Genomic DNA, 21,678 nt, shown 5'->3' with positions numbered 1-21,678 from the left:
GATGATGCGACTGCCGCCCGTGCTTCTGCGGGTTGTATCCTTTCTTTGCCCCTTCCTGATTGCCAAAGCGGGTGATGACCGTGCTGTCGATGTCAATGGTCATTTTCTCTATAGCCATCTTCTCCCACCACTTCCGCATCACTTCGGTGAATATGCGATCGTTGCTGTCCAGATCAAACTTCCCGAAGAAACGGCTGAAGGTACTCTGAGAGGCCATGCCACGGCGCCAGCCGAATATCTCCCGGATCACCTCATCGGTGCGAAGCATGCCGCTGTGTACAAACCGGCGGGCACCCAGCACCACACTCACCATAAAACCTTCCGCCAGATCAATGGCGCTGTAAGCCGCATTGGAACCCCCTTCGGGCAATCCGGCAGAGAGAAGATCCTCCCGCATTCCGCTCTTGAGATACGTCTGGTGAAAGTATTTGATCCCGCCCCAGGGACTTACCTTTCTGCTGGTGAATTCATGCGCTAACTCGTGCATCTTTTTCGTACATTACACTGTTTCCGGAAAGGTAATACCACAAAGCCTTTTCAGCAAATCAGGCTGATCTATTGCATAATTTGGGTTAATGAATTGGGACGTTTCGCCGGTAGACCACAAATAGGTATAGCTACCTGTAGCATCTGCCGTGAGATTAACAGATTCACCGGCACAGAATACAAGTGGACCATCTGCGGAAACCGTATTAATCGGCAAGGGGTTTACAGTTATCGGGATGGGCACGGACTCATCGGTACAACCGAAGCCATTGGTTATTTGCACGGTATAAGCACCACCGGTTTTTATGATGACGGACTGTGTGGTTGCGCCATTGGACCACAGGTATTGATTACCGCTCTGGACTGCCTGAAGGATGGTGGAATCTCCTTCACAAAAAGCTGTCGGACCATTGATGTTGACTACAGTATTAGGCAATGGGTTCACTGTTACGTTTGACTGCGCTGATGCGGTGGTGCAACCATATGGACTGGTAACGTTGACGGAATAAGTCCCGGTTGACTTCACCACAATGTTCCGGGTGGTGGCACCATTGTTCCAGACATAACTGTTTCCGGCAGCAACTGCTCCAAGGATTACGGAATCTTCATCGCAAAAAACCAACGGACCACCGGGTATGACATTTCCATCGGGGAACTGGCTGATAATAACCTCTGTGATATCTGAAAGAAAACTGCTTCCGCCTTGCGTTACCGAAGCATAGTAGGTATCTGCTGTGTTAACCGTTATTGAAGCCGTGGTTGCGCCTGTTGACCACAAGTAGGTATTACCGGGATTCTGAGATGCGGTCAACATCAGGGACTCGCCGGCACAAAGTGCCGTGATCCATTTGACCTCAGTTGCTGTTCCGTTGGTAAACGCCGAAGTATTGTAAAAGTCATTTACGGTTACATGGTTTCCGGCAAGCAGGTGAAACTTCAGTGTCAGGAGTACAACATTGTTTGGTATTGGATCCAGACTTGATGAAGTAAAACGCAATGTTTGATCGTTGGGATTGTAGTTGGCCGCATTGAACAGTTCGGGTGGATAAACAATCGTGGTATCATATTGCAGTTTGGAGAGATTAAATTTCATGGAAAAATCAAGGGAGAAGGCATCTTCCCCGGTAGAGATGAATACTGGAAATTCTACCTCCGCTCCGTTTATCACCACCTGAGACAAATCGAAAATGACCGTATCTTCCGACACGGCTGCTATGTCCATTGCTGATAATGAATTACACGAATGGTTGGCTTTAACTGCGTTAACTGCGCAAAACACGAACACAGTTACAAGAAATATGTTTTTCATGTGTAGCAGATCAGTCAGATTGATCAGACCTCAACCTGGGTCAACTAATCGCAAACCTAGTTGCGCTACATCATGCATTTAATACACGGTGGTTATGATATTGTTATGATAAAACGATTGAGTCCGGAACAAACTTCGTGTAATACAATGTCCGCTTCGTTCCGATACGATTGAAGGACGATCGCATCACCTCACCCGGATATACAATCCCTTGCCTTTGATAACAACCTTTGTTTTGGCGTTGGGCATACGGCCATCAACAACGGTGGTTTTGTCTACCACATTCTGGCTGGCTTTCAGTTTTTCCGGCAATGAAATATCCTTGATACTCTCAACCTCAGCTGTTAAAGAATAGGCCGCTTCTTCCGCCCACTCCAGGGAAACATCAGCATAGCTGCCTTCCAGATAGAGATCGGTGCATGTTGGCTGCAACCCATACAGCTCCAGATCGCCGTAGCGTGCCTCCAGTTCGGCAGACTGATCAAGCTGCCGGATCCTGATATCGGAAAAAAGACTTTTCCCGACCACTTTACCTGCTTTGTTCAATACAAATTTATCATGCCGGGAGTCCAGTCTAAGGGACTTCACCTCCGTCATCTCGATATGTGATGAAGTGGAGTTTACCTCAACGGCACCGGCATTATCCAGGATAAGTTCTCCGAAGGTCAGCTTCACCATTCCTTTATCCAACTGCCTCACCTTTGCCTTTCCATAACTGACATCAATATGCACGTTTCCCGTGAGTTCATCCGCACGAAGATCCCCGTGGTCAACTTCCACCCTTATTTTCCCGGAGAGCGCAGGCAGGTATACGTCGCCGAACCGGTTGTGTAAATCAACGGAGGCGCGTTTAGGAATATATACTTTGTAATTCACTTCCACCCGGATCTGCGGGGACAAACCTTTACGGATCTCCATGGCGCTGCGTTGCCACATGCCGGTATTCTCTCCCCAAAGCGTCTTCACCATGACCTGGGATGGTGTTTCATGAAAGGAAAGTTCTGTCATCGCCATGATCTTATCAATGTCTTCCTGCTTCTTGCCGTATGCCTCAATGGTGACTTCCAGTCGCACACTGTCCTTCTCCCAGGTATTTACATGGATGGTACCGTATTTATTATCGATATCCACGGTTCTGTCCGCCTTCATGGAAAAGGACTTTACCAGCTCCTTGGTTTCGGAGAAGTCCTGGGCATGGCCATATGACGCCGCAAAGATCAGTGCGGCTACGGTCAGCTTATAGATTCTTAGGTTCTTCATCTTTTGTTTCGTTTTGTCGATGACGCAATTCGCGCAAAACTTCTTCGAGCAGATTCAGCTTCATCCTGTAATTCCGGATCATTGCTTCCAGCACCTGTTCTCTGTTCACCGGCTGTCCCATATCCTCGGACAGCGCATCAAAGTCATTCTCAAGTTCCTTCAGTTCCAATGCCAGATCAGCACTCACATCTTTATCCAGCTTCGTGATGTCTTCCAACGTTTCGGATATCCGGGACACATAATACACACCCGCTTCTTCCACTTCCAGTGGCAATGCCTGAAGCGAATCTTCCTGCACCTGCACGGAATCCACCCCCTGGTTGTCAGCAATGCCTTGTGATGCCGGCTGTTGCATCGCATCGTAGGCAAACCAACATCCGAATGCAAACACGATCGCGGCAGCCACCCTCAGAAACCACGTAGCGGGAGAAGCCCCCCTTTCCTGTTGGTCCAGTTCCTTCTCAATCCGATCCCAGATTCCGGGCGGTGGATTTTCAGTATCCAGTTGATCCCGGTTATTTTTGATGTGATCTTCCAGCATATCCTTATTGCATTGATGGGTTTGACATCAGGAGCCATTGTTTCAACTTATTCCTGGCCCTGTTATATTGAGACTTCGAAGTAGATTCCGTGATTCCCAGTTCCCCGGCAATCTCCTTATGGCTATAACCTTCGAGCAAGAACAACGTCAGCACCACCCGGTATCCATCCGGCAATGTTTTGATTCCCTGCTGTACCGTTGCCATATCATAAAGTGGCGTTTCCATTTCAACTTCATCCTCCCGCTGATCCGTGGCATCATTCCACTCTTCAAATTGCATTTTGCGCTTCCTGAGTACGTTCAGGGCCTTGTTGGCGGTAATCCTTCTGATCCATGCACCGATGGTGGACTCACCCCGAAATGTATCCAGCCTGGTAAATACATCTACAAAAGCTTCCTGCAACACATCCTCCGCTTCCTCCCTGTTATTGAGAATTCGTAATGCCAGGTTGAACATGGCTTTGGCGTATTGCTCATACAAAGAACGCTGTGCCTGCCGGTCTCCTGACCTGCACTGTTCAACAAGGTGATGATGTATATGGGGCTGCTGTACGTTCAAGCCTTCAAGAATGAATGTAGCTAAGGTACGTTACATGTTCCGCTCCTAAAACACCCCCAGTTTAAATCCTGCGAACAGACTGGCTCCTTCCAGCTCGTCATAACCTTCCTGGCTGAGATCCATTTTTGATACGAAACGATAGCTTCCTCCCATGATGAATCTCAAATGTCGGGTCATATTCAACTCCACATTCATGCCCGGTTCAGCGATAAAGAAGGCCTCCGCGTCACGGTAATAATAGTTCACATCAAACCGCTCGTTCTCAAAATAGGCCACACCACCGGCACCCAATGCGATGGGAAAAGTGACGTGAACAACGTAATTCGACATCAGGATCGGTTCCAGGAGAAAACCGCCATAACCCATTTCCATGCCCAGTTTCTCACCCTGATCATTCACCTGTCTTACCTGTGATGCCAGTCCGTATCCGAACAGTCCGAAGCCAAAGGTATGGTCGATCACCCAGGCACCCTGTCCACCTACCAGCAATGCCAGTTGATTGTCTATGTGGGTAAGCTTCAATACAGGCGCACCATAACCGCCGTTTTTTATCCCTTTACTGAATAAGGTTTGGATTTCATCATTGCTCCTTCTCATGGCATTCTCTGCCTGTACACTGTCCTGAGCCATTGCGGTTGTAAAACCAAAGATCATGATCAGGGGTATCCATTTTGCTTTCATTGTAGTCTATTTTAAGGTTGATTACACCCTAAAGACACAGGAATGCAAAAAGGTTGCATGGGTTAATTTGAATATTTGAAAATGTAGCAATGAGCCAGTTGGTAATCCAACATTGGAGGTCTCCGATAATGCGTTGGGCGAAGGTTGCACCTTCATCCTGCAATCACCGGACCTCTCAGCCGGTGCACAACCAGAAACCCAAAAGTTATCCGGACACGGATTGCAAATCCGCGCCAGCCGTCATTGTGAACATCCGCGATAGCGGGGGTGGTAAAAAATTAAGAATGAAGAATTAAGAATGAAGAATGAAATGGGGAACGTTATAGCCTATCGTTCATTAATTCTTAATTCTTCATTCTTAACTCTTAACTCTAAGAAGCGTTTTTGCGTTCTCCACCGCAGCGTTGGTGGTTTCCGCACCACTCAGCATGGCAGCAACGGCTTTAACGCGACCCTCTACATCAAGGGGGCGGATACGTGTTTGGGTAACCTTTCCTTCGGTTTTCTTGAACACCTCCAGGTGCTGTTTGCCCTTACTGGCAATTTGCGGGAGATGGGTGACAGCGATGACCTGCATACCGGCGCTCATGGACTCCATGATATGACCCGCCTTATCTGCAACATCACCGGATATTCCGGTATCAATCTCGTCCAGGATCAGGGTGGGCAATTGTTGTCCCCTGGACAGAATAGACTTCAGGGCCAGCATGAGACGCGACATTTCCCCCCCGGATGCAACACGGGAAAGCTCTTGCGGACTGCCCCCTTTGTTTGCTGCAAATAAAAAGCGAATGGCATCCCTCCCGGTCTCTCTTAAAGCCTGGTCGCCACCTGAGGTTATATCAATGGTGAGCCGGGCGTCTTTCATCTTCATCTCGGAAAGCAGGGCAGCCACATCCTGTTCAAGTCCACCCTTTGCAGCTTGTCTATTTTCTGTGAGTTTACAAGCCAAACCGAAAGCAGCCGTGCGTTTCTCTGAAACAGCTTGCTTGTATAACGCCTCTTGTTCTTCTCTTCCTGTCAGATCCTTAAGCTGTTGCCTGAACTTATCCTCAATCTGGGTTAACTCTCCGATGGACTGCACCCTGTGTTTCTGCTGAAGACCACGAAGCATATCCAGTCTGCGTGCCACTTCCTCTTCCCTTTCCGGATCCACATCCACTTTATCGGACAGGTCTGAAACCGCTTCACCAATGTCCCGTAACTCAATCAGGGATGAATTGAGCCTTTCAGCAATAGCAGCCACATCAGGGTGACGGGAGGCCAATTTGCCAATGACCTGTGTCGCTTGGTATAACTGGTCGTTGACATTTCCTTCCTGACCATCCAGAACATCACCTACCTGCACTAGGCGAGACTTGATCTCACCGGCATGACTGAGCAATTCAAACTCCTGTTCCAATGCCTCCTCTTCCCCCTCTACCAGCTGTGCTGCTTCAAGCTCATTAAGTTGAAACCGCAGATAATCTTCATCCTGGTTTGGATCAACTGCCGACAAAAACGCCTGATAAACCTTGATAGCTTCATTCAATTCACCGTAAGCTTGCTGATATTCATGCAACAGGGCTTGGTTACCTGCGCATGCATCCAGGAGCGCGGTCTGATAATCGGACCGGCCAAGCATCAGGTTATCGTGTTGCGAATGGATGTCGATAAGCCGGCCGGCCAATGCCTTCATCTGTGTAAGGCTTACCGGGGAATCATTGATAAAGGCCCGCGATTTGCCGTTGGGATTGATCTGCCGGCGAAGAATGGTCTCATCGTCATAATCAAGACCTTCGTTTTCGAATAACCCGGCCAGTCCGAGGTTTCCGATTTGGAAGGTTGCCTCAACCGTACATTTTTTCTCTTTGTTAAGGAGCACCTGTCCATCCGCCCGCTGGCCGAGTATCAATGAAAGTGCTCCCAATAAAATAGACTTACCCGCCCCGGTTTCTCCGGTGATCACGGTAAGACCATCGCTGAAATCCAGCGTCACCTCATCGATGAGTGCATAATTTTGTATCTGGAGATGTTGAAGCATGGAAGCGTAAAGGTAATTGTTGATGTGCTAATGTGCTAATGGGGTGATGTAATGATGTAATGATGTGATGATGTGGTGATGTGGTGATTGGGTGATGTGGTGATGGAGTTCGCTTAGCAGGTAATAGAGGCTGATGGTCATTCGCCTCCGGAAAGAATCTTGTTGTATTTGCCGGAGTTGGCGGGATCAATGATCATCAAAACCTGCACCACCCTTTTTTTCTGGGAAGGGTCGGCTTTTGAGAAGATGTTTATGATCTCTTCTGACTTGGCATTGAAAAACACCTGCATCAGATACGAAGAAGGTTTCTGGTTATGCACGGGCCGGAGCGCCTCAATACCTTCAAGGATATTGGTTCGGGCACTCACAATATCTTCCGACATTTCATCCAGGCCTTTCCTGTGGTATTTGTACATGCAAGACCTCAAGGGAACAAATGCCGGGTTCAGAAGATTTTCGATCAGCCAGTAACGATTCTGGGTTGATTCAAAAGCCTTCCATCCACGTTCCTGGGCATTTTGTGCATTGTTAACGATGTTCTGCGCTTTCAGCAGATAAGCGGACCCGCCTTTATCAGAGAACGAATCATAATCCAGTCCGATTACGATGTATGCATAGTATGCCAGCATTGAGGTCAGGTTACTCTGATGCATGTTATCGCTGAAATCCATGCTTTGAAACTCCAGGTAGCGGAAATTAAAATTGTTGTCGTTGAAGTTGAGCAGGGTGGTGTTGTAGGAAGTACCATAGACCGGCCGGCTCACCTGAATGGAAAGGGTGGCTTTGAACTCATCGCTCGAAACCCGATCGGTAATATTGATAAGCATATTGCATTCGATACGCTCTTCCGGTGTAAACCTGTGGTTGGTCCACTGGCGGTTGTTCATGAATTCGAAGATCGCATTCTGCAGGGTCTCAAATATATGCCTGTCACTTCCCTGCACCTGCGGGGAAACCACCTGAACCTTGCAATTCAATTCCTGGGCCCAGGCAGAAACAAACGGCACCAAGGTCAGAAGGAGCATACCTGCTATCTTAGGAAACCTTGTCATACACGGGCTTGATGATATGTTGAAGAATGTCTGATGCTACTTCGGTTTTAGGTTTTAGCCCGAATGATTTGGTTTTATTGTTCCTGCCGATGATGGTGACCTTATTGGTGTCCGTTCCGAAACCTGCGTTTTCATCATTCAATGAATTCAGGACCACCATATCCAGATTTTTCTTCTCTAGTTTTTTTCTGGCGTTACTCAATTCATTGTCTGTTTCAAGGGCAAACCCAATCACCACCTGATTTTTCTTTTTCATCCCACCAAGATGGGCCGCAATGTCTGGGTTTTCCACAAGCTTCAGGGTCATTTCTGCACCTGCTTTTTTGATCTTACCTTCTGACCGTGTCTGTGGAGCATAGTCTGCAACTGCGGCAGCCATCAGTGCGATATCCACCTTTGGAAAATGTTTTTTACAAGCCTGAAACATCTCTTGCGCCGATTCCACTGCAACAAGCCGGATGGCAGGATGAACAACCTGCATATGGGTTGGCCCTGAGACGAGAATCACTTTTGCACCTGCCCCCGCTGCCACTTCAGCAAGGGCGTAGCCCATTTTTCCGGAAGAATGATTGCTGATGAACCGGACCGGATCAATCGGTTCCCTGGTAGGACCGGCACTGATGAGTATTGTCCTTCCGGTCAGATCAAGGCCCGATTCCGATTTCAAAAACCGTTTCAGATAACCCATCATATTTTCCGGTTCCGCCATGCGTCCCTCTCCGAACAACCCGCTGGCCAGTTCGCCTGATTCTGCATCAATGACATGAACGCCATGTGCTATCAGGGTCTCCAGATTGGCACGGGTGGATGGGTGGCGGTACATATCCAGATCCATGGCCGGCGCAACAACCACCGGGCACCTTGCCGAAAGGTATGCAGCCAGCATAATGTGGTCACATATACCTGAAGCCATACGGGCGATGGTATTGGCTGTAGCCGGAGCGATCAGATACAGATCGGCCTCCATCCCCATTTTCACATGGTTATTCCATGTACCATTTTCCTGATCGGAAAATTCAGAGATAACGGGATTCCCCGAAAGTGTTGCCAGGGTCAAAGGCGAAATAAAGTCCCTGGCGGACTCGCTCATCAACACCTGTACGGTGGCACCTTCCTTCTTTAAAAGGCGAATAAGAAATGCGGTTTTGTACGCAGCAATGCTACCAGTCACAGCCAATAAAATATGTTTATTATTCAGGCTCATGACAGGATCTGGCAATGAAAAGAATGTTTATGATGTCACGACGGGCATATCAGGATTCCCGGTCCTGATTGTTATTTTCCGGCACAACCACTTCTTCTTCCGGACGACGGAAGTATATTTTATCCTCAAGCAATTCCTGGGTAGCGATAAGGGTTGGCTTGGGCAACCTTTCATAGAATCGGGATATCTCAATTTGCTCCCTGTTCTCAAAGATTTCCTCCAGATTATCGGTACTGGTAGCGAACTCCTCCAATTTGGAATTCAGCTCATCACGCATCATGGCGTTGATCTGATTGGCCCTTTTTGAGAGGATGACAATGGCTTCGTACACATTTTCTGTGTTCTTGTCCAGATCGTTTTGGTTTCTGGTTACCGTTGTCAGTTCGGCGTTGCTCTTTTTGTAGTTCATAACTTGGTTTCTGCCTTTGAGGGTTCCCTGAGGGAGATTTCGTTTAGAATATTCTCTTCAAAATCTTTGGCTTCCTTCATATACTTACTATCAGGATAGCGACTTGCAAAGTTACGATATTCTTCCAAAGCCTCCTTATAACGAACCAGTTTTCTACGATCCGTGCTGTTCTTTGCATATAAATACGATGCCTTTACCGCCAAAAAGAGGGTTTCTTCCTCGTATGGAGTACCGGGAAAATCCTTCAGTGTATTCTTAAAGGCGATGGCTGCCGCCTGATAATCACCGATCTTATAGTACAAATAGGCATTATCAAACGCTTTTTGCTGGAGCTTGGCTCTGATCTTATCGATCAATTCATTGCATTTGGACACCCGATCGCTTTGCGGATAGCGGTTAATGAAGAGCTGCAGTTCATTCATGGCCTTCAGGGAGTACTCCTGATCCAGGCTAGAGATAGGCGATTGCAGGTAAAAACAATAGGCATACATGTATGCTGCCTCTTCGGCATGCTCACTTTTGGGAAATGTCCGGGTAAAATTCATAAAATGATGGGCAGCGGCGAGGTGTTCACCCATGGCATAGTGACAATATGCATAATGGTAATATACCTCCTCGGCTCTGAGGTTTCCCCTGTAAGCCGTTAGCAGTTCTTCAAACAGGGGGAGTGCACGATAGTAGTCTTGTGCATCGTAGTACTTTATCGCCGCTTCGTACTTCTGATCCAGGTCGGTACTTTTCAGCAACTTCTGGTATTTACTGCAGGCGCTGGTCAATACCATAGCGCATATTACCACAAAGCCACGCAACGTCATTTTTTCAAACATCCGGCAAAGATATACATACGTCCGGGATTGACCAACAGGACGATTGAAACGAAAATGGATCATGGTATTATTTAGATGAATTTGTTTGTAATTCAAACTTTAGCAACGCATAATACGCCTGCAATTCAATGAACCGATCCGGGATTTCCTTCAATCGTTCAAACCCAAACAGGAATTGGTCAGCCGCCTTGTCTTTCATGTATTTCCGTCGTTACGGGTTTATGAACAAAATTTGTAGGGAATTATTATTCGTCTTAGCTTTGCAGGTCATTTTTAAAGTCATCATACTGTGGATTTATTTGATAAACTGAAGGTTGACGAAGGTCACCTGGGTCGTTACGCACGGGATCATCAAGGTTATTTTACATTTCCAAAACTGGAAGGAGAGATTGGAAGCCGAATGAAGTTCCGGGGCAAGGAAGTGTTGTGCTGGAGTCTCAACAACTATATCGGACTTGCCAACCACCCGGAAGTAAGAAGGGTGGATGCGGAGGCCGCCAAAGAATACGGACTGGGTCTCCCGATGGGTGCCCGTATGATGTCCGGCAACTCCACAAATCACGAAAAACTCGAAGCGGAGCTTTCTTCTTTCATGAAGAAGGAAGATACCATTCTCTTGAACTACGGTTATCAGGGCATGGTGTCAGCCATCGATGCTTTGCTTGATCGCAAGGATGTAGCCGTTTACGATTCCGAATCTCATGCATGCATCGTGGATGGCGTGAGACTTCACCACGGAAAACGCTTTGTATTCCAACACAACAACATTGAAAACCTGAGGAAACAGCTGGAACGCGCTACCACTATCACCAAACAAACGGAAGGCGCCATTCTGGTTATCACAGAAGGTGTCTTTGGCATGTCTGGCGACCAGGGCAAATTGAAAGAGATCATTGCCCTTAAAAAGGAATTCAACTTCCGGCTCTTTGTAGATGACGCCCATGGTTTTGGAACGATGGGAGCAACCGGCGCCGGAACAGGAGAAGAACAAGGCGTTCAGGATGGTATTGACATTTACTTCGGCACGTTTGCAAAGGCCATGGCCAGCATCGGTGCCTTTATCTCCAGTGAAGAGCGTATCATTCAGTACATGAGATACACACTCCGCTCACAAATCTTTGCCAAGTCTCTTCCCATGCCATTGGTAGTGGGTGCATTGAAACGGCTTGAATTACTTCGCACCGAACCTGCGCTCAAAGAACAATTATGGACCATCGTCAGGGCCTTACAGGATGGATTGAAAAAACGAGGTTTCAATCTTGGCAACACCAATTCTCCGGTAACTCCCGTATTTCTGACCGGAGCGCTTGAACAAGCCACCAATCTCGCCTTTGATCTGCGTGAGAACTTCGGCATTTTCTGCTCCATCGTGATCTATCCTGTGGTTCCCAAAGGTGTAATCATGATCCGTCTTATCCCCACAGCTATGCATACACTGGAGGATGTAGAATACACCCTGGATGCTTTTTCCAAGATCAAGGAAAGATTGGAAGCCGGCGAATATGCCAAGGCAAGCATCACAGCGGTGGAATAACATTTAGCACTAACTTATCAGCTACAAAAAAACCCGCCATTGAGCGGGTTTTTTTATACCTTATAAATATCGATTAACCTAGTGCTTCAATGGCGGCGGAGATCTTATTATAGGTTGTACGCCCCACGGGAACCAAGGGAAGTCTCACATGGTTTCCGCACAGCTCTTTGATCTCCAATGCCGCTTTGATACCTCCAGGGTTGCCTTCTACAAACAACAAACGGAACAGGTCCAACATTTGCATGTGCATATTACGTGCTTTATCAAACTGGCCTTGCAAAGCATAGCGTGTCAGCTGGGCCATCTCCTTGGGAAATGCATTGGCTGCCACGGATATCACACCATCGGCACCTAAAACCACAAACGGCAAGGTCATCGCATCATCCCCCGAGATAACCATAAAGTTTCTGGGGCGTGACCTTAGTATTTCCGCACACTGTTCCAGGCTGGCTGCGGCTTCTTTTATACCAATGATATTCTCCACTTCATGTGCGAGCTTTAAGGTCGTTTCCGAAGTCATATTCGAAGAAGTTCTGCTGGGAACATTGTACAGGATCACCGGAAGCGGCGATGCATTTGCGATAGCCCTGTAGTGCTGAAATATCCCTTTCTGGGTTGGCTTGTTATAATAAGGACTTACGCTTAGAATGGCATCGATACCACTCATGTCATATTTGCGCAGGCTGTTAATGATCTCGTGGGTATGATTTCCACCAAGCCCTAATACAACAGGAACCCGTTTATTCACTTCTTCCACCACATAATCGACCACGGCTATCTTTTCATCCTGGCTCAGGGTAACGGATTCACCAGTGGTACCAAGCACCACGATATAATCTACCTTGTTTTTGATCTGAAACTCAATGAGGTTTCCAAGGGACTGAAAATCGATATGATTTCCTTTAAACGGAGTTACAATGGCTACCCCGGTGCCTTTTAATTTTTGTTGAATCATCAGGAGTGAATTACATTCAGGTAATGATCGATCTGCTTGAACAACTCTTTCATTGTTACTTCGCCGTCAAGGCTGATCATCATATCAAATATATTATTTCCGGACGGCCGCATGCGTCCAATTTTGAAACGGGCGCCGGACAGACCGCAAATATACAGTAAAGGAACCGAATCCCGAATGCTCAGATCAATGAGAACATCAAATTCCTGGTCAAGAAAACGCTGTGCATTGCCTCGGACGGGCCTGAGGTACCAATTCAGATCGGACCTTGAAAAGAATGAATGATCCATCGTATCCTTCAAATGTTCCGGGATCTTCATCCTGTCCACATAACCCAGAAAATGAAATTGCTTTCGTTCTTCCTTCAGGTACAGGGCGTATTTCTTTAAAATATCCTGTTCTTTATCGTCGCCTGCGGTCACGGGATAAACGATACCAATCTTCCTGGCTTCCTGAAACCCCACCACTTTACGCTGGCGGTTGTCTTTTCTTAATTCGGTGGCCAGAAAAAATTCACCGGCCTTTTTTTTCAGGTTATGTACTGGACTCATGTCTTGGAAATCTCTTCTCCCCTTATCAATTGATTCAACGTTCCTATGTCTATCACGGGCACACCCAACTCCATAGCCTTTTCCTTCTTGGCCGGCCCCATATTATCGCCGGCGACAAGGTAGGAAGTTTTAGATGAAACCGATGACACCACCTTGCCTCCGTTCTTTGCTATCAGCTTTTTCAGGTCGTCCCTGTCTATGCCTTCAAACACACCGGAAACAACAAAGGTGCTGCCGTTAAGGTTATCCGATCTGCCTTCCAACGCTTCTTCATTCACACTGAATTGCAAACCTTTGCTTTGGAGATGTTCAATTATCCTTTGGTTTTTCTCTTCCGCAAAAAATGCCACAACACTGTTTGCAATCGCCTCCCCTATTTCATGGATAGATACCAGTTCCTCAAAGTCTGCATGCGCAAGTGCATCAATATTTCCGAAATGAAAGGCGAGCTTTGCAGCAACCGTCTCCCCTACAAATCTGATCCCAAGCGCAAACAACACCCGCTCAAAGGGTATGTTCTTTGAAGCTTCCAAACCAGCCATGATGTTTTCCGCCGTCTTTTCACGGATGCTGATCTTCTTTCCCTTTCCACCGTCTTCACCGGGAATGGTTTTCTCCAAACCCAGAAGACGGTCATAGGTGAGATCGTAAAGGTCGCCGTAATTACGGATCAGTCCTTTCTCAAAAAGCAACTCTATGGTTTCTTCTCCAAGACCTTCGATATCCATGGCCTTTCTGGCAATAAAGTGCACCATGCGACCAACGATCTGCGGGGGACATCCGGAAGCGTTCGGACAATAATGTGCCGCTTCCCCTTCGGGTTGCACCAGGGGTGTTTTACATTCAGGACATTCGTGAATAAAATAGACCTTGCGTGCACCCGGCGGGCGCTCTTCTTCCACCACCCCCACAATTTTCGGGATGATATCACCGCCCTTTTCTACTTTCAGCAGATCACCTTCATGTAGGTCCAGCTTTTCCATCTGGGCCGCATTGTGAACGGAAGCCCGCTTGACCGTTGTACCGGCGATAAGTACCGGTGAAAGATTGGCAACCGGTGTTACCGCCCCCGTTCTTCCCACCTGATAACTAACGGATAGCAAGCGAGCAGTCTCCTGTTGTGCCTTGAATTTATATGCAATCGCCCAACGCGGAGATTTGGCTGTGTACCCTAACTCTTCCTGCAATGCATAATCATTGACCTTGATCACAACGCCATCGATGTCAAAAGGCAACGTCGCGCGATCCTTTTCCCACTTGGCCATAAAATCAAATACCTCATCCAACGTGTTACACCTGGCGATGTAGCCTGGCACCTTAAATCCCCAATCCTGTGCTTTCATCATGTTGTCATAATGATTGGCAAACGGGAGGTCGTCACCCATAAGTGCATAGAGGTAGCAATCCAGTTTTCGTGCTGCCACCACGGAAGAGTCTTGCATCTTCAGGGTTCCGGCAGTGGTGTTTCTCGGGTTGGCAAGGAGCTCTTCTCCGGCTGCTTCTTTGGATTCATTCAACTTTTCAAACGCATCTCTTGGCATGAATACCTCACCCCGGATATCAAAATGAGCAGGAAAATCTCCTTGCAAACGGATGGGAATAGACCTGACCGTTTTAAGATTTGTGGTAATGTCATCACCCTGATTCCCGTCACCGCGGGTGGCACCCAGTGTGAGCAATCCATTTTCATAGGTCAGGCTTACCGCTACACCATCATACTTCAGCTCACAAATGTAGGTGACCCCGTCCGGAATCTGTTTCCTGATTCTTTCATCAAATGCCTCCACTTCTTCCTTTGAATAGGTATTGGCCAGCGAGCGCATGGGGTAACGGTGTGTAACGGTTTCAAAAACCTTGGTGATTGCCCCCCCAACCCGTTGACTTGGACTGTCCGGTTTGAGCAACTCAGGGAATTCTTTTTCCAACCGGATCAGTTCTTCAAGCAACATATCAAAATCATAATCCGATATGATCGGATTGGCATCCACATAATATCGCCGGTTATGCGCTTCGATCTGTTGGGACAGATCCTGAATCCGATGACGTGCTTCTTCGGTGGTCATGGTACAAATTTACATTTCAGCGCGAATCATTCGCGGTCGTCCGTTGATATCTTCCTTCAATTCTACATTTACAAAACCGGACTGCATGAACAGATCCCTCACCTGTGATGCATTGATAGAATGGACCTCCACATAGAGTCTACCTCCGGGCTTCAGCCATTCGTGTCTCTTCTCGGCCATTCGTTTGTAAAAAATCAGGGCATCGCTGCCATCCACAAACAAAGCCATACCCGGTTCATGGTCCACCACATGAGCTGCCAATGTGCCCGCTTCTCCGGGATGGATGTAAGGAGGATTGCTTACCACCAGATCATAGGGAATGCCCGGTGGGTCACTTACAAGTATATCGCAAACATGCCAGTGAACATCTAGGCCCATCCGATCGGCATTGCCACCTGCCACATGCAGGGCTTCCGCTGATTTATCTATTCCGGTCACATGAGCTTCGGTAAGGTGGGCCGACAATGAGATCGCAATGCAGCCGCTTCCAGTTCCAATGTCCAGGACACTCAGTTTTTGTTGCTTTTCTTCTTCCAGTATCCACTGGATCAACTCCTCGGTTTCCGGTCTGGGTATTAATACATGGTGGTTCACATCCAATTGCATCCCGAAAAAAGGAGCGTTGCCCATAACATATTGAATGGGTTCGTGTGCCATCAAACGTTCAAGCATCTGTCCTGCCTTCGATTTCTGATCTACCGTCACCAGCTGATCCGCATGAAGCATCAATCCGGTGGCATGCAAACCCGTCACGGATTCCATCACCAGGGAAGCGATACTGGCTGCTTCGCGGTCATCATAGATAACTGCAAGCGATTGCCTGCAATCGTTCAGCAATTGTAAAACAGTTTGGTTGACAGAATTCATTCTTCAAAGAAACAAAAAAACCGGCCGGGAAACGGGTATTAATTCAACCACCGGATGTTCATTCAGGGGCCTTATATTTGCATACACTTCAACCCTATCTGCACAAAGTGGCTTTGAACCAAAATCAACAGATGATAGAGCGATGCCTGGAACTTTCCCGCGCAGGTATGGGACATGTGGCGCCCAACCCCATGGTCGGTTGTGTTATTACGTGCAATGGGGAAATTATCGGAGAGGGGTTTCACAGAACATACGGTGGAGACCATGCGGAAATCGAAGCACTGAAATCTGTGAAGGATCCATCATTGTTGCATCAGTCAACGCTTTACGTGAGTCTTGAACCATGTAACCATCACGGCAAGACCCCACCGTGCACCAAAGCCATCATAGAGAGTGGCATTCCCAAAGTTGTTATCGGTATGACAGATCCGAACCCCAGGGTTTCCGGAAGCGGAATAGCAGCCTTGAGGGAAGCAGGCATAGAAGTAGAAGGTCCCGTTATGGAAGCCGAATGCCTTTGGGTCAACCGGCGTTTCGTCATCTTCCATATGGAGAAACGACCTTACATTATTCTCAAGTGGGCGCAATCATGCGATGGGTTTATGAATGTTACTCCGGACATAAAGAAGAATGGCGAGCCTTTCTGGATCAGTTCAGAACCTTCCCGCTGGCTTGTTCACCAATGGAGGAAAGAGGAATTTGCGGTGCTCACCGGCAGTGATACGGTGCTGAACGATAACCCAAGGCTTACGGTCAGGGCGATGTCAGGCCGGAATCCTGTCCGCATCGTTTTGGATCGCAGAGGCCGGGTCAAAGGAGATTTTCACGTTCTTGACCAGGACGCACCGACATGGATCATGTGTTCTGAAGAAAGGGCAGAAGAAGGAACCCTGAAATACATCCGGCTGAATAATGACGCCCCGCTGAAAGAGGTCTTGCTTACCTTATATAATGAAGGCGTACAATCCGTGTTGGTTGAGGCCGGGGCCAACCTGTTACGTGCATTCATAGATGCAGACCTTTGGGATGAGGCCAGGGTATTCTCGGCACCCCATCCCCTGGGAGACGGAACCGCAGCGCCAGCGATAAAAGGCATCCAACCACGGGTAGAACAGATTCACACGGATATTCTAAATGTTTACCACCATAAACATCCACCGGAGAGAAGATGATTTACCTGTTGCTATCCGTAGTGTTCTCGACACTCTTTCTGCTTACGTTCCGTTTCTTTTCACGTCCTGGTGTAAATAGTTTACAAGCGATCACCGTGAATTATTTCATCGCTTCTGCCCTGTGCTTTGCCTCATCACCCACACGTGCACTCGAGATGGTCAAAGGCCTGGAAGTTTTGTTTTTCCAGGCGGCGTCTATGGGTTTGTTGTTTATACTGGTGATCGTTCTGATCCCTGTGGTAACGGCAAGAATGGGTGTGGTTGCCGTTGCGGTTGCCAATAAGATGTCTTTTGTAATCCCTGTGATAGCCGGCCTGCTTTTCCATGGTGAATCACTTACCCTTATCAACACCATAGGTCTTATCCTCGCTATGGCAGCCGTCATTTTATCCTCTCTTAAGAAAAGGGGAAGTACAGCCACACCCTCCCTGACCGCAATCATCTGGCCGGTCCTATTGTTTATCGGCAGTGGAAGTATAGACGCGTGGCTGTCGTTTAACATGAGGCACCATATGTCCGGAGATCAAACCACTCTGTTACCTTTCATGGCCATTCTGTTTTTCTCTGCAGGCATCTTCGGAACAACGGCTTTGGTTGTTTCCGGAAATGTTCGCGTGACCCGACGCAACACAGGCATGGGTCTTATTCTCGGGTTGATTAATACGGGATCCATCCTATTCCTTATGCAGGCCATCGGTCAGGGAGGACTTCAGAACAACGTCATCTTTCCGATTAACAATCTCGGGGTGATCACACTTTCCACCCTGGCATCCATGTTCTTATTCAAGGAACCCATGAACCGGTTGCAGGCAGGTGGACTTGTATTTGCACTGCTGGCCATCCTGATGATCACGCAAGCAGCATGACCCAATTCTTAAATATTGCATGACGGAAGGTGATCAATACAGGGTCTTGCTCAGGGAAGGGGGAGGTGTTTACCGGGAGAAAGCCAGCAAATTCCTTGCGTTCGCATACCCATGGCAAGATGAAGAGACCGCCCTGGAACAAATCCAGGCACTAAGAAAACTACATCCGAAAGCCCGTCACGTATGCTATGCTTTCCGATATTTGAATACCGGCCGGCAAGAGGAGAAATCAAACGATGATCATGAACCCGGTGGCACAGCCGGATTACCCATATTAAACAAACTCCGATCTGCTGACATTCAGGAAGGCATGGTTGCGGTAGTCAGGTATTTCGGCGGGACATTGCTTGGGAAAACCGGATTGATCAAAGCGTATGGGGAAGCCGCAGCGCTGGCCATATCGGAGGCCGGAGACCTGCTAAAATTCCATACTTGTGAATTCTGTCTTCAGTTTCCTTATACCCTGGCGGATCTGGTTCAGGCGCGGCTCGAAAAAATGAAAATAGAAATCGTCACCCGCGAATTCGAATTGGATTGTACCTTTGTGTGTGCCGTGCGAAACGGTTTATCAGATGCATTTCAACAATGGCTCAAAGAACATCGTATTTCATACCAAATAAAAAACAAGTGAAGTGTTTCATGCCATGGTTGATAGCCATCCTGATGGTAATTACATCCGTAGTATCGGCGCAAAAACAAGGTCATAACGAACCAGGCACCCACCCCCTGGACCTAAAGCTGGCAAAAGCCTTGACCCCACGCACCCAATTTCAACTTCCCCTTTCTGAAGAAAGGATCGGCGATTGGCTTTCACAGATAGCCGGAACAAACCAAATACCTGGAACTTCTCTATTGATGGTCGAACGGACTGAAAGCCCCGCCGCTACCCATTTCCAGTTTCAAGTGCAATACCATGATGTTTTCATTTACCGGAGCTTGATTTATGTGAATATTAACAAATCTGGAAAGGTACTTTCGGTGTACTCCAACTTCCAGCCATGGCGGGAAATTATGCCGACTACGTTCCCGGATAAACATTTGGCAAACGTATTCCTAAGCAAGCGATTTCCCAATGAAGAATGGCAGGAAGTTATTGCAAACGAACAGTACATGTGTCTCGATGATGAATGCCGCCCGGTGATTCTGGTCAGAGCACTAAGCACAACCTATATATATAAGGAATGGTTGTTGGATCATTCAGGGGAAGCGATATATGAATACGATCTGAACCGGTATGTCAGACCGCCATCGGATAGCACCGTACAGGCAAAAGTATTTCTACCGGATCCATTGTCTACCTCAGGAAAAACCTATGGCGGGGAATACGCAGACAATGATGATGCGGATCATGTGGCGCTGAACGGCCAAAGGAAAGATATAAGTGTTCAGGTGACACTGGACATAGACACATTCAGATTGATCGGGCCGTATGTGGCAATCACCGAGTTCTCCATACCCGCATCACCACCTGCCCGGAGTGCGGTTCCTGTCTTTGATTTCAATCGAAGTGACAACAGGTTTGAAGACATTAACGCTTACTATCATGTACACACTTGTCAGTTGTATGTGCAGTCCCTTGGCTTCACCAACCTCCGTAACGGGGTCACGAATATCGATACGCATGCATTGAACGGATCCGACAATTCACAATTCACTCCTGGCAATCCTCCACGTTTGTTCTTCGGTGATGGAGGCGTTGATGATGCGGAAGATGCCGATGTGGTGATTCATGAATATGGTCACGCCCTATCACAGGACGCATCGCCCAATACAAATTTCGGTGTGGAACGCCAGTCGCTGGATGAAGCAAATGGAGACTACCTGGCTGCATCATGGTCCAGAAACCTGGTCACTTTCGGATGGGAGAATGTCTTTTCGTGGGATGGACATAATGAATACTGGTCAGGACGAACGGCGGTAAGCAACAAGCATTACCCCGAAGATCTGAAACAAAACCTATATACAGATACGGATATATGGTCTGCCACCTTAATGCAGATCTGGGGGGAAGCAGGTCGGGAAGTGACCGACCGTCTCCTGCTGCAATCGATGTACAGTTATTTCGGAAACATGACGATGCATGACGCAGCTGTTCTATATGTTCAGGCAGATAGTATGTTATATAACGGAAGTCATTACGGGGTCCTTTATAAATACTTTACCAAACGGGGATTGCTGCCTGATACCTGTAATCAGGTCCAAAGCAGTGGACTGTGGGTAGATGCCGGACCGGAAGAAATTCTCTGTCCGGGAAAAGCAATCAAACTTGGTGCTAATCCAACCTCAGGTGGTCTTGTTGCAGACTCGGTTGTATGGGAACCGGCCGTTGGTTTGAGTTGCCGTGAATGCTCCAATCCAGTAGCGTTAACTTTCAGCAACATCACCTATACGGTATCGGCATATCATAGCGGCTGCTCGGTGACAGACAGTGTTAGAATGGAAGTGGAAGATTGTGAAAGGGTCACTGTGTTATTGAATACGGAAGCCTTTCAATTGGGCAAAGAAGGAACCATTCTGAAATGGCCAATTGATGATGTGGCAACCATCGTACTGTACAATGCACAGGGAAAGAAGATGGGAATCTGGTTCAGTAAATCGGGTGAAGTTTCGATATCATCTGTTCACCTACCCGCGGGTTTGTATTTGATCGAAGTGAATCTTCAGGACAAAAAGGAAGTTCACAAACTCATCAAGATCGTCCCGGATCGTTAATAATATCCTCAAGGCGCTTAGCCATTTCCTCAGGAACACGTGTGGGTCTGTTATTTAATTTATCCATGAAAACCAGTGTTGTGCTGGCTTCATTAATAAGGTCTCCGTTCTCGTTGTAGGTTTCATATCTGAAAACGATGCGGGATTTTGGCACTTCTTCTATTATGGTCCGGATGGTTAACTCGTCATCGTAATAGGCCGGTTTAAGGTAACGGATACTAAATTCATACACCGGCATAAGGACGCCCTGATCTTCCAATTCTCTATAGCTAATCCCCAGGGATTTCATCGCATCTACCCTTGCAACCTCAAAGTAGATGGCGTAATTTCCATAATAAACATAGCCCATTCGGTCTGTCTCGGCGTACCTGACACGCAGTTTGGTTTCGGTCACATGCATGCGATAAAGATAGATGGAATCATAAAATGGCTTATAACTTTTTTAAAAAAGGATCATTTTTAAAAAAACCCGGGGTGTCTTTTTGATTCGTTTCAGGTGATGTTTATGATTAAAAATCTTATCTCCAACGACTTATAATTTGACTTAACCAAAGACCGATTTCTTACATCTGAAACATCTTAAAAAAAAGCAGATTTCACCCCCCGA

The 21,678-nt window shown here is 47.4% G+C and carries 21 protein-coding genes; 5 read left to right on the top strand and 16 right to left on the bottom strand.

Translation table 11 applies throughout. From position 1 onward, the window contains the following. From KDD36_09920 to bamD, 11 genes are all read right to left on the bottom strand, one after another. On the bottom strand, positions 1-487 hold a 487-nt coding region (locus KDD36_09920), incomplete at its 3' end, for a transposase (GenBank protein ID MCB0396960.1). A gap of 12 nt (positions 488-499) precedes the next feature. Then, positions 500-1,708, bottom strand: coding sequence for a hypothetical protein (locus KDD36_09915; GenBank protein MCB0396959.1), 1,209 nt, complete (start codon positions 1,706-1,708; stop codon positions 500-502). A gap of 273 nt (positions 1,709-1,981) precedes the next feature. After that, the gene (locus tag KDD36_09910) at positions 1,982-3,055 is read right to left on the bottom strand and encodes a hypothetical protein (protein ID MCB0396958.1); all 1,074 of its coding nucleotides are present in this window, start codon (positions 3,053-3,055) and stop codon (positions 1,982-1,984) included. After that, a complete protein-coding gene (locus KDD36_09905; protein MCB0396957.1) occupies positions 3,033-3,596 on the bottom strand; it encodes an anti-sigma factor in 564 nt (187 codons plus the stop codon). Before KDD36_09905 ends, KDD36_09910 begins: the two co-directional genes overlap by 23 nt. A gap of 4 nt (positions 3,597-3,600) precedes the next feature. After that, entirely contained in the window at positions 3,601-4,155 is a 555-nt protein-coding gene (locus KDD36_09900; protein ID MCB0396956.1) for a sigma-70 family RNA polymerase sigma factor, read from the bottom strand. A 45-nt stretch (positions 4,156-4,200) separates the two neighbouring features. Continuing rightward, positions 4,201-4,836 (bottom strand): hypothetical protein, encoded by a 636-nt coding sequence (locus tag KDD36_09895; GenBank protein ID MCB0396955.1) that lies wholly within the window; start codon positions 4,834-4,836, stop codon positions 4,201-4,203. A gap of 358 nt (positions 4,837-5,194) precedes the next feature. Beyond that, positions 5,195-6,859 carry a DNA repair protein RecN gene (recN, locus tag KDD36_09890; GenBank protein ID MCB0396954.1) on the bottom strand — a complete coding sequence of 555 codons (1,665 nt, stop codon included), beginning with the start codon at positions 6,857-6,859 and terminating at the stop codon, positions 5,195-5,197. Positions 6,860-6,996: 137 nt separating this feature from the next. Further along, positions 6,997-7,911: a DUF4835 family protein gene (locus KDD36_09885; protein ID MCB0396953.1), complete on the bottom strand. Its 915-nt coding sequence runs from the start codon at positions 7,909-7,911 to the stop codon at positions 6,997-6,999. After that, complete coding sequence (coaBC, locus tag KDD36_09880) at positions 7,895-9,115, bottom strand: bifunctional phosphopantothenoylcysteine decarboxylase/phosphopantothenate--cysteine ligase CoaBC (protein MCB0396952.1); 1,221 nt, start codon at positions 9,113-9,115, stop codon at positions 7,895-7,897. Before coaBC ends, KDD36_09885 begins: the two co-directional genes overlap by 17 nt. A gap of 49 nt (positions 9,116-9,164) precedes the next feature. Continuing rightward, entirely contained in the window at positions 9,165-9,524 is a 360-nt protein-coding gene (locus KDD36_09875) for a DNA-directed RNA polymerase subunit omega (protein ID MCB0396951.1), read from the bottom strand. After that, positions 9,521-10,414 carry an outer membrane protein assembly factor BamD gene (gene bamD, locus KDD36_09870; GenBank protein MCB0396950.1) on the bottom strand — a complete coding sequence of 298 codons (894 nt, stop codon included), beginning with the start codon at positions 10,412-10,414 and terminating at the stop codon, positions 9,521-9,523. Before bamD ends, KDD36_09875 begins: the two co-directional genes overlap by 4 nt. A 226-nt stretch (positions 10,415-10,640) precedes the next feature. Between bamD and KDD36_09865 the strand changes: the two genes are divergently transcribed. After that, on the top strand, positions 10,641-11,885 hold the full coding sequence (locus tag KDD36_09865) for an aminotransferase class I/II-fold pyridoxal phosphate-dependent enzyme (GenBank protein MCB0396949.1): 1,245 nt from the start codon (positions 10,641-10,643) through the stop codon (positions 11,883-11,885). Positions 11,886-11,958: 73 nt separating this feature from the next. On the opposite strand, the gene KDD36_09860 is transcribed toward KDD36_09865, so the two are convergent. From KDD36_09860 to prmC, 4 genes are read right to left on the bottom strand one after another with little or no spacing between them, the layout of a single operon-like run. Beyond that, entirely contained in the window at positions 11,959-12,840 is an 882-nt protein-coding gene (locus KDD36_09860; protein ID MCB0396948.1) for a 4-hydroxy-tetrahydrodipicolinate synthase, read from the bottom strand. Continuing rightward, positions 12,840-13,391 carry a hypothetical protein gene (locus KDD36_09855; GenBank protein MCB0396947.1) on the bottom strand — a complete coding sequence of 184 codons (552 nt, stop codon included), beginning with the start codon at positions 13,389-13,391 and terminating at the stop codon, positions 12,840-12,842. The genes KDD36_09860 and KDD36_09855 overlap by 1 nt, the downstream gene beginning before the upstream one ends. Continuing rightward, a complete protein-coding gene (ligA, locus tag KDD36_09850) occupies positions 13,388-15,454 on the bottom strand; it encodes an NAD-dependent DNA ligase LigA (protein ID MCB0396946.1) in 2,067 nt (688 codons plus the stop codon). Before ligA ends, KDD36_09855 begins: the two co-directional genes overlap by 4 nt. A 9-nt stretch (positions 15,455-15,463) precedes the next feature. Further along, complete coding sequence (gene prmC, locus KDD36_09845; protein MCB0396945.1) at positions 15,464-16,321, bottom strand: peptide chain release factor N(5)-glutamine methyltransferase; 858 nt, start codon at positions 16,319-16,321, stop codon at positions 15,464-15,466. Positions 16,322-16,452: 131 nt separating this feature from the next. Between prmC and ribD the strand changes: the two genes are divergently transcribed. The 4 genes from ribD to KDD36_09825 are packed head-to-tail and all read left to right on the top strand — an operon-like array spanning position 16,453 to position 21,071. After that, positions 16,453-17,493, top strand: coding sequence for a bifunctional diaminohydroxyphosphoribosylaminopyrimidine deaminase/5-amino-6-(5-phosphoribosylamino)uracil reductase RibD (gene ribD, locus KDD36_09840; GenBank protein MCB0396944.1), 1,041 nt, complete (start codon positions 16,453-16,455; stop codon positions 17,491-17,493). Then, positions 17,490-18,359: a hypothetical protein gene (locus KDD36_09835; GenBank protein ID MCB0396943.1), complete on the top strand. Its 870-nt coding sequence runs from the start codon at positions 17,490-17,492 to the stop codon at positions 18,357-18,359. The genes ribD and KDD36_09835 overlap by 4 nt, the downstream gene beginning before the upstream one ends. Positions 18,360-18,378: 19 nt before the next feature. Then, positions 18,379-18,990: a YigZ family protein gene (locus KDD36_09830; protein MCB0396942.1), complete on the top strand. Its 612-nt coding sequence runs from the start codon at positions 18,379-18,381 to the stop codon at positions 18,988-18,990. A gap of 8 nt (positions 18,991-18,998) precedes the next feature. Continuing rightward, positions 18,999-21,071 carry a T9SS type A sorting domain-containing protein gene (locus KDD36_09825; GenBank protein MCB0396941.1) on the top strand — a complete coding sequence of 691 codons (2,073 nt, stop codon included), beginning with the start codon at positions 18,999-19,001 and terminating at the stop codon, positions 21,069-21,071. On the opposite strand, the gene KDD36_09820 is transcribed toward KDD36_09825, so the two are convergent. Further along, complete coding sequence (locus KDD36_09820; protein MCB0396940.1) at positions 21,049-21,471, bottom strand: acyl-CoA thioesterase; 423 nt, start codon at positions 21,469-21,471, stop codon at positions 21,049-21,051. The genes KDD36_09825 and KDD36_09820 overlap by 23 nt on opposite strands. Positions 21,472-21,678: the final 207 nt, after the last annotated feature.

The sequence above is a fragment of the Flavobacteriales bacterium genome (assembly GCA_020435415.1).
Taxonomy (GTDB): Bacteria; Bacteroidota; Bacteroidia; order JACJYZ01; family JACJYZ01; genus JACJYZ01.
The sequence above is the reverse complement of the archived record's forward strand: the minus strand, read 5'-3'. Positions and strand labels throughout refer to the sequence as shown.